Below are 12677 nucleotides of genomic sequence, written 5' to 3' on the forward strand. Positions count from 1 at the left end.
CGAAATCGCATGATCGAATCGGTTGAGATCGAGAAACGGGAACGGATGCGCGCCGCTCAGCGCGACCCGGTGAGCGCCTTCACTTCGGGTGTGCCGGATGATGCCGGCGCGTTCTTCACGTATTTATCGAGCCACGCGACCCAGCGCGCCCACTGGTCGAGCACCGTCTCGCGCGTGAGCGGACCGTGGTCCTCGTACGGATACATGTACAACGCCGCGGTCTTGCCGAGTCCCTGGAGCGCGTGGAGCATGCGCACCGAGCTCTCGAGCGCGGTGCCGACGTTCTGATCTTCGAGCGAATGGTACATGAGCAGCGCGCCGCTCAATTTGTCGGCGTACATGAACGGCGACATGTCCAGATAGGTTTTCTGACCGTCCCAGAAGTCGCGCCGCTCGTTCTGGAATCCGTTAGGCGTGAGCGACCGGTTGTACATGCCGTCGCCGGCGATGCCGGCCTTGAAGAACGGCGTGTGCACCATCGCGTTCACGGTGCTGAATGCGCCGTAGCTGTGGCCGCCGATCGCCAGCTTCGTCCGGTCGATGTAGCCGGCGCGATCCAACTCGTCGATCACCGCGTAGAGATCGGCCTGCAGATCGGAGACGTAATTGTCGTTCATGCGTCCCTGCGCGCCGACGATGGGCGGGTCGAAGTCCGCCACCGCATAGCCCTGCGTGATCATGTACTCGATGGTGCGCGGTTGCGAGCGCGGAAACTGCTCGATGTTCTCGGTGCGCAGCGTGCGGAGATAGCCGCCCTGATCGGTGTACTCGTAGGGATAGAACCAGAACAGCGTGGGCAGCCGGGTGCCGTCCTTGTAATCATCGGGCAGCGTGAGGTTGACCAGGAACCGATAGCCGTCGGCGCGCGTCACCCAGATCCGCTTGTGCACCGCGTGCGTGAGCTCGGGCGTGTAGTCGATGTTGTTCGTCAGCTTGCGCGTCGCGCCCCTGGCGTCCCACAGATACGACTGCGGCACCGTCGTGCTCGATTGGCGCTCGACGATCAGCTTCGTCAGGCTGTCGTCCATCACCGCCGTCACCGTCGCGAAGCCGGCGGAATCGGCATCGAAGATCGGCGTTTTGCTGCCGGTGCGAATGTCGACGCGATCGACGAAGCCGCGCGGCGCGTGGTGCTCCCAGTCGCGATCGTAGCGGATGCCCTGCAGATACGCCGACGCGCCATCGGGCGAGAGCAGCGCGATTTCGCCGCCTAACCGACCGCGCGCGGTCATGATCGAGCCGGGATTCTCGTAGAACGTCACGGAGTCGGCGCCATTTCCGCCGCGGGCGCCGCCGAAGAACCCGCGACGGGTCGTCCCGACGGTGGCGTTGAGCCCGTGCAGCCGCCAGATGGTGTACTTCTTGTCGGGTTGCGCGAAGTACACGGCGTAGACGTGACCGGTGCCGCCGGTGTTCTCGGCGACGAAGGCCATCTTGGCGTCGTCGGAGAAGAGGACGCTCGCGATGCGCGCGTCGCTCGCGAACAGTTGCCGCCGGCTGGCCGAGTCGTAGGGCGGCGCCCACGCGTACAGGTGATCCTTGCGGCGCACGCGGCCGGCGGCGGCGCCGCCGCGTTCTTCGGCGGCTGACGAATCGGACGCGCCACCGTTAGGCGACGGATCCTGCTTGAGGAACGCGAGCCCCGAGCCGTCGGGAAGCCACGTGAAATCGCGCGAGACGGTGTCCGACGCCTCGCGTTCCGCCGGCGTGAGGTCGTCGCGGTCGTCGGTGAGGCGTGCCGGCTGGGCCGCGAGGCGCGCCACCGTGCGACCCGAGGCATCCCACAGCTCCTCGACGCGCGCGAAGCTGCTGAGCGGAACTATGTACGAGAACGGTTTCTGAATCAGCGTGATGCGGAAGTATTTCCCATCGGGCGACGGATCGACCGCGTCGATCATCGCGGGCGCGCCGATGCGGTGCACGGCGCCCGAGGCGGCGTCGATCACCGCGAGCTGGCCGGTGATGTAGTACTCGAGCAGCGCTTCGTCGTATGGCGTCTGCAGCAGCGTCGCGTAGACGCGGGTCTTGTCTTTCTGGCCGTCGGTGATGCGGACTTCGGGGCCGGTGGCGATCGCGGGGCGCACCGGCGGCGGCTTGCGTGCTTCCGGGAGAATGACGGCCACGAGGCTTTTGCCGTCGGCCGTCCACTGCGGCTCGGTGACCAGCGTCGCGAGGAGCGGCGCCTGTCCGACCGCATGCGACTTTCCCGATGCGACGTCGGCGACGTAGAGGCGCGTCGCCGTCTCGAAGTTGGCGATAAAGGCGATGCGCGCGCCGTCGGGCGACCACTCGGCGCTGCTCATGGTGGCGCCCGCCGGCGCCTCGATCGTGCGCACGGCGCCCGTTAGGCCGTCGATGAGCTCGAGCTTGGCGCCGCCGCGGTCGGTGAGCGCGCGGGAGCGGTTGGCCTCGTAGTCCACTTGCAGCTCGCCGAGGTAGTAATGCGGCTTGCCGAAGGTCTGGACGCTGGGCATGCCCGCCGGCACCAGCTTGAAGAACCAGCGATGCGTCGGGCTCTGCGTGGCCGACTCGAGCGTCACGTCGTTGTCGCGCGGCGCGGTCACCAGCCGCTCGATCGCCGCCGGCGGCCTAACGTAGTGCTCCGCGGCGAGGATGGCGTCGTCCGACGCCGGCGCTGCCGCGTCGTTCCGTTGGGCGACGGTGGTTTGGCCGCGTCCAACGGACGGGAGCGCAGCGAACAGGACGAGCGCGGCGAGCGGCGATGCGAACCTGAATTGGTGCGAGACGGTGATGCGCATAGGGGGTCCTGGACGAGGGCATTCGTGGTACCGCAGCACGAAGATCGGCCCACGCACACCGGTTGGCCAGGGTGGTCCTGCCGCTCGCCCGACGTCGTCAGGACTTGCCCTCGTACGCCCGCTGCATGGCCGCCATGTCGATCTTCTTCATGCCCAACATCGCGTTCATTGCCCTGGCCGCTCCGGCCGACTTTTCATCCCGGTAGTACGCGGCAATGTCCCGGGGGACGATCTGCCAGGAGAGACCGTACCGATCCTTGAGCCAGCCGCACTGCTGCGCCTTCGGGTCGCCGCCCTTGGACAACTCGGCCCAGTAGTAGTCGATCTCCTCCTGCGAATCGCAGCTGACGATGAGCGAGACGGCTTCATTGAACGTGAACACGGGCCCGCCGTTGAGCGCCATGAACGACTGGCCATCGAGCTCGAATGAGACGGTGAGGACCGAGCCCGCGGGCCGGCCGTGCACCTCCTTGCCTGCCTCGCCGTAGTGGGTGATCATCGTGATCTTCGAATTCTTGAACACGCGCACGTAGAACCGCGCGGCCTCTTCTGCCTGGTCCGCGAACCACAGGCACGGGCTTATTCTTTGAGTCGTGATCATTGTGCCTCCGCCGCCAGACGGCCTGGAAGGGTGACTTCGGTTTGCAACGACAATGTGCCAAAACTAGTCGCTCCGGCCGGGCAAGCAGGCGGACGCGCTGGCCGCGGAATTGCTTGATCCGGGCCCGGCGCGTCGCGATGACGCGCGCGGAGCGCTGACATCGACATGGAAATCATCTCGACCGTGCGTCGTCTGAGCGACGTCGTGCTCGCCGCCAGGGCGTGGCATCCGGCGACGCTGGCGGCGCTTAGCGGCGGCGCCATGCACCGCGCCCGCAACGAGGAGCAGCGCCTAACGGATCGCGAGCACCTCGAGCAGGCCGCGGGCTGGCTGGCCCGCGCGCAGGACGCGCAGTCCGATGGCGGCGTGTCGGGCCGATATCATCTGGGACGGGGCTGGTCGTCATCGTATCCCGAGACGACCGGCTACATCGTGCCCACGTTCTTGGCGCTCGAAGCCGAGGCGCGGCTGGCCGGATTTCACGCGCGGGCGCAGCGATGCATCGAGTTTCTGTTAGGCGTGCAGCTCGAGTGCGGCGGTTTCCCGGGCATGGAGATCGCCCAGAATCGGGACACGCCATCCATCTTCAACTCGGCCCAGATCCTCAACGGCCTCACGTCGTGGCATCGCGCGACCGGCGATGAAACGGTCCTCCGCGCCGCGACGCGCGCCGCCGACTGGTTGGTCGCGGAGCAGGATCCGGACGGCGCATGGCGACGCCATCTCTACGGCTCCGGCCGCACGTATACCTACATGGCGCACGCGGGCTGCTGGGTGGCCGAGTTCGGCGCGCACACGGGTGACCAGCGGTATCTCGAGGCGGCGCGGCGCCACCTCCAGTGGGTGCTGTCGCACGTCGACGACTCCACGGGTTGGATCGACGACTGCGGCTTCGACGATGGATCCGGCGAGCGCGCTGCCGTGACCCATACCATTGCCTACACGATCTGGGGTGTGCTGATGATGTCGCACATCCTGAACGATGCGCGCGGCATGTCGGTGGCGCGCCGCGCGGCGCGCGCGGTGGCCCGGCGTCTCGGCCTCTCGAAGTGGCTGCCCGGGCGGCTGGACGCGCGGTGGCGACCCGCCGCCTCGTATGCCTGCCTAACGGGAAACGCGCAGATGGCGCTCATCTGGCTCGCGTTGCATCGCATCGAGGGCGACCCCGCGCTCGTGAACGCGGCCCTGCGTTCGATCGACCTGGTGAAGCGCGCGCAGGTGATGCGCTCGAGCAATCCCTCCGTGCGCGGCGGCGTCGCCGGCTCGGATCCGATGTGGGGGAAATACATCGAGCTCGCGATTCCGAATTGGGCAGCCAAGTTCTTCATCGACGCGCTGCTCGCGAAGACGCGCGTGCTCGCCGCGATGACGCTCCCGTGCCGCGCCGCGGGCGCGACGCTCGAGATCCCGGCCGACGTGCCGCGAACGCTGCCGGCGCCGACGCCGGGCGCATCTTCCGTTAGGCGGCCGCGCGTGGTCCTCCTGGCCGAGGAACGCAGCCGCAAGGTGGCGCAGTTCGCGGAATCGTGGCGGTCATGGGGCTTCGCGCCGGATGGCGTGATCATCCGGAACACACACGACGAGTCGCGGCGCGAGCGCATCGCAGCCTATATCAGGGAGCACGGCATCGGTGGCTTCCTGCGCCGCGCTGCGGGAGGTCGCACCGCCGCGAGCGCCGTCGCCGACACCGCGTCGCACAAGGCCGCACCATTGGACGCGAGCCACGAGCCGGCCGCCGCCTATTGCGCGAAACGCGGCATTCCGGTCGTTCGCTTCACGTCGCTCGACGACCCGGCGGATCTGGCCGCCTTGCGCGCGCTCGACGCCGACGTGTTCGTGTGCGCGGGCTTCGGCATCGTGCGGGATCCGATGCTCGCAATCCCGCGCCTCGGCACGCTCAACGTACACATGGGACTGCTGCCACCGATGCGCGGGATGAACGTCGCCGAGTGGAGCGCGTTCACCGGGGTCCCCACGGGCTGCACGGTCCACGTCGTGGACCGGGGTGTCGACACCGGACACATCATCCTGTTCCGCCCCGTGGACATCGCCGGCGCCGGGGATGTGGGCGCGCTGCGCGACCGTGTGGACCGGGCGCAGATTCTTGCGTTAGGCGAAGTGGTGCGGTGGGTGGTGGAGCACGGCGCGCTGCCGCCGTCGTGTCCGCAGGCGGCCGACGCCGGCCGGCAGTACTTCGCGATGCACGACGAGCTGCGCGCGCTCCTCGCGGCCCATCTCGGACGGCTCACGCCTGCCAGCGTTCCAGCGCCGTGAGGCCGTCGAGCGCATCGCGGCGCACGTAACATTCGAGCCCGATCGGAACGAGCCCGGCCTCGCGAAAACGCGCCCGATGCCACGCCGGCGGGCGGCGCACCAGACCGCGCACGTCGCCCTCCACGTCGTCCGATGACGTGACCACCGGCAGGTACGCCACGCCGCCTAACCGCGCCACGACCTCGGCCAGCCCCGCCCGCACGTCGGCGGCCGCCACGTAGTGGAGCACGTCGGCGCAGATGATGAGATCGTACGCGCGCCCGAGTCGCAGCGCGCCGAGTGCGCCGAACGACCCCAACCGGATGCCGCGGCGCCGTCCATAACGCCGGACGACGTACTCGCTCGGGTCCACGCCGTGATACGCGAGCGCCGGTCGGAGCGCGATCATCGGCGCCCGCCACAGCGCTTCGCCGCAGCCGACGTCGAGCACGCGACGCACGGCGCGGCCCAGGACCCATTCCGTGATGCCGATGGCGAGTGCCACACGACGGCCGATTTCCGCAGGCGTCGCGACGCGATGACGCGGGTCGCGATACCAGCGGTCGTAATAGGTGCGATCGAACCGACGGCGGGCGCTCAGGGTTCCTCCGGTTAGCGTGTGGCAATGAAAACAGCGTCGCGCGTGTCGAGCAAGTGGACGCGCGCGGCGCGGCCATTGTGTGACACGGCGCGCTGCCACATGCTTATCGCGCGATCACGATCTCACCGAGGAGGAGCGATGACGCAGCATGACGATCCCGCAGCGCCCGCGGGAGGCATGAGCCGGCGACACTTCGTCGGCGCCACGCTGGCGGGCGGTGCGCTCGCACTTACCAAAGGCAAACTCCCACAGCTGGCCCCCGGCGCGGGGCCGCCGCCTAACGCAACGCGCCCGGCGCGCCACGTGGCGGCGCCCTTCGAGCTGGAGGAGGCCACGATCGCCCAGCTCCAGGATGGGATGGCCTCCGGGAAGTACACGGCGCGAAAGATCGTCGAGCTCTATCTGTCGCGCATCGACGAGCTGGATCATCGCGGTCCGATGCTCAACGAAGTGATCGAGCTCAACCCTGATGCCTTCGAGATCGCCGATGCCCTCGACGCCGAGCGCAAGAGCAAGGGTCCGCGCAGTCCGCTGCACGGCATTCCGGTGCTGATCAAGGACAACATCGCGACCGACGACAAGATGATGACGACCGCCGGATCGCTGGCGCTCGTCGGCGCCAAGGTGCCGCGCGACTCGTTTATCGCCGCGCGTCTGCGCGCCGCGGGCGCCATCATCCTCGGCAAGACGAACCTCTCCGAGTGGGCGAATTTCCGCGCGTCGCATTCCACGAGCGGGTGGAGCGGACGCGGCGGACAGAGTCACAATCCGTATGCACTCGACCGCACGCCATCGGGGTCGAGCTCGGGCTCGGGCGGCGCCTCATCGGCGAGCTTTGCAGCAGCGGCGATCGGCACCGAAACCGACGGCTCCATCGTCAGTCCGAGCGCCGCGTGTTCGCTGGTGGGCATCAAGCCGACCGTCGGGCTCCTGAGCCGCTCCGGCATCGTGCCGATCTCGCATTCGCAGGACACGCCGGGACCGATGTGCCGCACGGTCGCGGACGCGGCGGCGCTGCTCGGCGTCCTAACGGGAGTCGATCCGCTCGACAAGGCGACGCACGCGAACGCCGGCAAGGCACACACCGACTACACGACGTTCCTCGATGCCGGCGGGCTCAAGGGAGCGCGCATCGGTGTGCTGCGCGGGCGGTACATGGGGTACAGCCGCGCGGCTGATGCACTCATGGAAGACGCGTTGCACGCGATGCGCGATCGCGGCGCGGTGCTTGTGGACCCGGTGGCATTCCCCACGGCGGGCAAGTTCGGGGACGCCGAGTTCGAGGTGTTGCTCTACGAGTTCAAGGCCGACCTGGACGCGTATCTCGCTGCGCTGACGTCATCGCCGGTCAAGTCGTTAGCCGATGTGATCGCGTTCAACGAGCAGCATGCGTCGACGGAGCTCGCGTACTTCGCGCAGGAGACGATGATCCAGGCGCAGAAGAAGGGGCCGCTCACGTCGCCGGGGTACACGAAGGCGCTCGCGAAGTGCCACGAGCTCTCGCGCGTGCGCGGGATCGATGCGGTGCTGGCCAAGCACAAACTGGATGCGTTAGTCGCGCCGACCCAGGGACCGCCGTGGCACATCGATCTCGTGAACGGGGATTCGGGCGGCGGCGGGAGCTCGGAGCTCGCGGCCGTCGCCGGCTACGGCAGCATCACCGTTCCCATGGGCTACGCGTTCGGGCTGCCGGTGGGGCTGTCGTTCATCGGCGGCGCCTGGTCGGAGCCGACGCTCATCAAGTTGGCCTACTCGTATGAGCAGGCGACCAAGATGCGCCGGCCGCCGGCGTTCGCATCGATGGCGGACATTCCGACGGATGGTCACCCGCGCTCGACTTGAGCCGCTTTGTTAGGCAGGATCTTCGCGTTCGATGAGGGGCGACGCGCGCCGGTCCTGGACGCACGCCGTGGCGCTGGCGCTGATTGCCGCCGGCGCCATCGGCGTCGCGCTCGCCGTGCTGCCGTACAAGACGTTCGACCTCGACCGCTTTTTCGTCCCGAAGGAGCTCGTGCTGCACGGCGCAGCCGCGCTCGCGGCGCTGGTGCTGATATCGCGCGCGCCGCGCTTCGAGCTCACGCGGATCGACACGCTGCTCGTAGCGTTTCTCGGATTGTCTCTGGTCTCGGCGGTGCTGAGCACGAATCGGTGGCTGGCGTGGCGTGCGCTCGCGGTGTCGCTCTCGGGTGTGGCCATCTTCTGGTGTGCGCGGGCCATCGCGCGCGCCGGCTGGCGCGACGCGCTCCTGTCGTGGCTCGTGCTCGCGGTCGTATTGGTCGGCGTGACGGCGCTGCTCCAGGCCTACGGGCTCGAGACCGACTACGTGAGCCTCAACCGCGCGCCGGGTGGTACGTTAGGCAACCGCAATTTCGTGGCGCATCTCGCCGCCATTGCCACGCCGGCGCTGCTCTGGCGGACGCTCGGCGCCAAGACGGCGTGGGGAGCGCGGCTCGGTACGGCCGGCACGGTGGTGCTCGCGGCGATGCTGACGCTCTCGCGCACCCGCGCCGCGTGGCTGGCGCTCGCGGTGTGTGTGCCCATCGCCGTGATCGGCGTTCTGGCCGGACACCGCGTGTGGCGGCGCAGCGCCGCGTCCGGCCGCGCGGGAGGGCTGCTGGCCGGAGTCGCGGCGGCCGTGCTGGCCGCGATCTTCGTGCCTAACCATCTCAACTGGAAGAGCGATTCCCCGTACCTGGACTCGGTGCGCGCCGTGGTGGACTACCGTGGAGGGAGCGGCCGCGGACGGCTGGTGCAGTATCGCAATACGCTGCGCCTGGTGTCGGCGCATCCGGTGCTGGGCGTCGGTCCGGGCAACTGGTCGGTTCGCTATCCGTCGGTGGCCACGCCTAACGATCCATCCATCGACCCCGACGATGGCATGACGGCCAATCCGTGGCCGAGCAGCGACTGGATGGCGGATGTGGCCGAGCGCGGCGCGCCGGCGGCCGCATGTCTCCTCGTCACGTTCGTCGGGCTCTGCGTGACGGGCGTGCTGGCAATGTCGCCGCGCGCCGACTCGGACGAATTCGCGCAAGGACTCGTCCTCGTGGCCACGACGGTCACGGTCGTCGTGGCCGGCGCCTTCGATGCGCTGCTGCTCCTGCCCGCGCCGGCGCTCATCGTGTGGGCCCTGTTAGGTGCGCTTGCGGTTCCATCGCGTACGCGCGCGACCATCGAGCTCACCCCTCGGCGACGCGCAATCGCGTTGACGCTCGTGTTGGCTGCCGGCGCGGCCGCGTTCGGCCGGAGTTTCGCGCAGGCGACCGCCATGCGGTGGGTGGAGCGCGATGGACGGACCGCGGCACTCGAACGCGCCGCGACGCTCGACCCGGGCAGCTATCCCATTCAGATGCGATTGGCCACGTTGGACGCGCACCGCGGCCGTTGCGACGCCGTGCGCGAGCGAGCCGGCGCCGCGCACGGGTTGTTTCCGTCGGCGCCGGCGCCGCGACGTCTCCTGGCCGCGTGCGGCGTTCGGACGCGCGAGCGGTGAGCGCCCGGGTCAGGACGCCGCGTGCTGCGGCGGCAGCGCCGGCGAGGCGCCGCGATCGGACTGCAGGCGAACCATGTAGCGCTGGGCTTCGGAAATCCGCTCGATCTCGATGGCCATCGAATCGACCGAATTCTCGATCCGCTTGAGCTGATCGGCGAGCCCCTGGTCTAACGGAGCCGGCATTGGCCTCGAGACGATGCGCCGCGCCAGCGCGCGAGCGATGGGCACGATGAAGAAGAGCGACGCGACCATGACGAAGAAGCCGATCGCGATGTGCTCGAGGCGCCCGTTCACAATGAAGGGATCGACGGTGAACGGCGGGACCGTGGTGCCGGCGACGAGCGGTGCATCGGAGACGCCCGGCAGCGGTGGCGGAGCTGGAGGCGCCGTCTGACCTTGCTGCACGGCCTGCTGCGCGTGCCGTGCCTGCTCACGCGCCACCACCGCCTGCTCCTGCGCCGCCCGCACCTGCTGGAGCACCTGCTCACGGATCTGGCGGCTGAGCGCCGCCGCGTCCGGCACCTGCGTTTGTGTCGCTTGCTGCATAGCCTCTCCTAACGCGAGCATCGCTACCATCCGTTGCGTTCGCGAAGCGATGTAATGTGCGCCACGTGATGGCGCCCGTGCCAGGCATACGAAGCCAGGGCCTCCGATAGCGGCACGAAGCGCTCGTACTCAGGGTGGTCGTATCCGCGCTCGAAATCCGATGGCCGCATGGCGCGGAGGAGCGTGACCCAGCGCGCATGGAGTGCGTCGAGTAGCGCCAGGGATACGTCCACCGGAGTTGCGGCCGTGTCCGGCAGCGTCACCCACACATCCTGGTCGTACGGCTTGATCGTGGGTGTGCGCTCGCTCAACGCCTGCTTGAACCGCACATATGCGTTGATGTGACTGTCCGGCACGTGGTGGACCACCTGCCGAACGGTCCAACCGCCGGGACGGTACGGCGTGTCGAGTTGGCCCGGTGTGAGCCCGGCTACCGCGGCGCGCAACGCAGCCGGCGCACGCGCAACGTCGTCGATCAACGTTGTGCGTTGCGACTCCGAAATGCTCGCGGGAGGCGTGAACTTGCCGACTGGATAACGCAGATCGGTCACTGCAACCTCGAGCGGTGTCAAAGATTGTGCAGCACCCGCGTTCTCGTGTCGTACCATAGAGAAATCACCAACCCGATGCAACGCGTGAGTACGAAACCTTCCCTGCAACTTTCCGTACGGGATCGTGCAGAGAGAAGATTCCATGCGCTCGCACGGGTGAGCGCCGACGACTACATAAAGAGGTCTGTATGAAGCTCGCCTGGAACCCCGGCGACTACGCCGCGAATGAATGCAAGCGTTGTCATAAAGTGGTCCGCACGCGATTCGAGTATCGCACCGTCCGTCTCGCTCGCTCGCGCCTCTGTGTACCGGACGTCCTCGTGGATGTGTGCACCGAGTGCGATCACATGGTGTCGATTCCGCCGCAGTCCGTGCCGCAGCTCCGCGAGGCCGGCGTCGGCAAATGAGCTCGACACGCGCGGGGCGCTCCAGTGAGTGCCCCGCCGCGCTCGCGGCCCGTCCGTACTTCGTTAGGCGAATCCGCCGCGGGCCCGCGCCGTAACGACACGGCCGCTCCGCCGCGGCTTCCATCCCTGGCGCGCGAGCGAAATCCGGCCGGCCGCATCGAATCGCAGGCCTTCGGCCTCCAGCAACAACCGCTGTCGCACACTGCCCGCGCCGTCGCCGGCGCGCGGACTCACGCCGCCCCGCGCGTTGATCACGCGGTGCCATGGCACCGACGTTCCGTTGGGCAGCGCGTGCATCGCGTACCCCACGAGACGCGGCTGTCGCGGCAGGCCGGCCAGCACCGCCACCTGGCCATACGTCGCCACCCGCCCACGCGGAATCCGTCGCACCACCGAGTAAATCCGGTCGTACGATTCCGAACCCTTAGGGCGCGCCACGCGACAGCGCCTACTCCGGCTCGGTGCAGGGCGGGCCCGCCCTGAGCGGCGCCCAACTCGGTGGATCGCTCGCCGGGAAACTCTCCCGCGACGACTCGTCCACCGGATCCACCTCGGGCATGCGCTTGGGCAGATTGTCTTTGGGTGCCGGCGCGTCGTCTCGCAGCTTGTTCTTCATACCGCAATCTCACCGGCGGTGGAGTCAAATACGACCCGTCACGCCAAACTCAGACGACTTGCTTGGGCTTCCACATGGCGGCGTCCAGGATGGCCCACAGGTGAATCACCCAGCCCATCCAGAAGAACCACAACACAAACGCAAGGGCGAACATCAAGACCGCCATGCCGAGCCGCCCCTGCAGTAGTTGGCCCAGGCCCGGTATGAAGAAGCTCGCTGCAGCCGCCAGCACGTTTCCGGTAGACCCTTGTCCGGCCATGGCTCCTCCTTGCGCTCGTTGACTCGCCTATGCGTCGCCGCCGCGGCGAATAGCCGCGAGATACCGCTCACGAAGAATCTGCTGGTGGTGCCGTTCGTGCCCGGTGATAATGTGCGCAAGCGCGCGGACGGTGTACTCGCCACTCGGGACGCGGCCGCGGCGCAGCAGCTCGTCCTCCGTCAATCCGCCGAAGAGTGCTATCGTGGATGCGCGCACCGTACCGAGCTCGGCGACGAGTGCGCCGAGCTCGCGCTCGTCGAACCGCGATGCTTTCACGTACGCGTTTTCATCGAACGACGGAAGCAGTCCTTGTTCGCCGCGGGCAAAGCACAACGCGCGATAGGCCATGATGCGCTCGGTGTCGGTGATGTGACCGACGACTTCTTTGATGCTCCATTTGTCCGGCGCGTAGCGGAAGCGGGCGTCAGCATCCGATAGCGAGCCCAGCATCGAGCGCGTTTCGGCGAGCTGGTCGGTGAGATGCTCGATCAGGTCGCCGTCTGGAATTTTGTCGAGATAGCGCTGGAAGTACGGTGCGTACTCGTCGCTCGCTGGACGCGGAATTCGGACGTGCGGCATCGTGGCTCCGTG

General features: G+C 68.1%; 13 protein-coding genes. 4 read left to right on the forward strand and 9 right to left on the reverse strand.

Going from position 1 to position 12677, the window contains the following annotated elements:
- Positions 1–56: 56 nt before the first annotated feature.
- Complete coding sequence (locus tag VFW04_13075) at positions 57–2759, reverse strand: prolyl oligopeptidase family serine peptidase (GenBank protein ID HEX5180259.1); 2703 nt, start codon at positions 2757–2759, stop codon at positions 57–59.
- Positions 2760–2856: 97 nt separating this feature from the next.
- Positions 2857–3360 carry a VOC family protein gene (locus VFW04_13080; protein HEX5180260.1) on the reverse strand — a complete coding sequence of 168 codons (504 nt, stop codon included), beginning with the start codon at positions 3358–3360 and terminating at the stop codon, positions 2857–2859.
- Positions 3361–3525: 165 nt separating this feature from the next.
- Between VFW04_13080 and VFW04_13085 the strand changes: the two genes are divergently transcribed.
- Positions 3526–5634 (forward strand): formyltransferase family protein, encoded by a 2109-nt coding sequence (locus VFW04_13085; protein HEX5180261.1) that lies wholly within the window; start codon positions 3526–3528, stop codon positions 5632–5634.
- Here VFW04_13085 and VFW04_13090 read toward each other — a convergent pair.
- Entirely contained in the window at positions 5606–6118 is a 513-nt protein-coding gene (locus VFW04_13090; protein ID HEX5180262.1) for a class I SAM-dependent methyltransferase, read from the reverse strand. The two genes, VFW04_13085 and VFW04_13090, sit on opposite strands and share 29 nt — an antisense overlap.
- A 234-nt stretch (positions 6119–6352) precedes the next feature.
- Between VFW04_13090 and VFW04_13095 the strand changes: the two genes are divergently transcribed.
- Positions 6353–8056 (forward strand): amidase, encoded by a 1704-nt coding sequence (locus tag VFW04_13095; protein ID HEX5180263.1) that lies wholly within the window; start codon positions 6353–6355, stop codon positions 8054–8056.
- Positions 8057–8087: 31 nt separating this feature from the next.
- Entirely contained in the window at positions 8088–9707 is a 1620-nt protein-coding gene (locus VFW04_13100; protein HEX5180264.1) for an O-antigen ligase family protein, read from the forward strand.
- A 9-nt stretch (positions 9708–9716) separates the two neighbouring features.
- On the opposite strand, the gene VFW04_13105 is transcribed toward VFW04_13100, so the two are convergent.
- Positions 9717–10253: a hypothetical protein gene (locus VFW04_13105; protein ID HEX5180265.1), complete on the reverse strand. Its 537-nt coding sequence runs from the start codon at positions 10251–10253 to the stop codon at positions 9717–9719.
- Between the two features lie 23 nt (positions 10254–10276).
- A complete protein-coding gene (locus tag VFW04_13110) occupies positions 10277–10804 on the reverse strand; it encodes a putative metal-dependent hydrolase (protein ID HEX5180266.1) in 528 nt (175 codons plus the stop codon).
- Positions 10805–10992: 188 nt separating this feature from the next.
- Between VFW04_13110 and VFW04_13115 the strand changes: the two genes are divergently transcribed.
- Positions 10993–11211 (forward strand): hypothetical protein, encoded by a 219-nt coding sequence (locus tag VFW04_13115; GenBank protein HEX5180267.1) that lies wholly within the window; start codon positions 10993–10995, stop codon positions 11209–11211.
- Between the two features lie 63 nt (positions 11212–11274).
- On the opposite strand, the gene VFW04_13120 is transcribed toward VFW04_13115, so the two are convergent.
- Genes VFW04_13120 through VFW04_13135 form a run of 4 tightly spaced genes read right to left on the reverse strand, consistent with a single transcriptional unit; the run spans position 11275 to position 12665 of the window.
- Complete coding sequence (locus tag VFW04_13120; GenBank protein ID HEX5180268.1) at positions 11275–11649, reverse strand: MGMT family protein; 375 nt, start codon at positions 11647–11649, stop codon at positions 11275–11277.
- 10 nt (positions 11650–11659) lie between these two features.
- Positions 11660–11827 carry a hypothetical protein gene (locus tag VFW04_13125; GenBank protein HEX5180269.1) on the reverse strand — a complete coding sequence of 56 codons (168 nt, stop codon included), beginning with the start codon at positions 11825–11827 and terminating at the stop codon, positions 11660–11662.
- 49 nt (positions 11828–11876) lie between these two features.
- Positions 11877–12086 (reverse strand): hypothetical protein, encoded by a 210-nt coding sequence (locus tag VFW04_13130; protein HEX5180270.1) that lies wholly within the window; start codon positions 12084–12086, stop codon positions 11877–11879.
- A 27-nt stretch (positions 12087–12113) separates the two neighbouring features.
- Entirely contained in the window at positions 12114–12665 is a 552-nt protein-coding gene (locus tag VFW04_13135; protein HEX5180271.1) for a DinB family protein, read from the reverse strand.
- Positions 12666–12677 lie beyond the last annotated feature (12 nt).

The organism is Gemmatimonadaceae bacterium, assembly GCA_036273715.1.
Taxonomy (GTDB): domain Bacteria; phylum Gemmatimonadota; class Gemmatimonadetes; order Gemmatimonadales; family Gemmatimonadaceae; genus JADGGM01.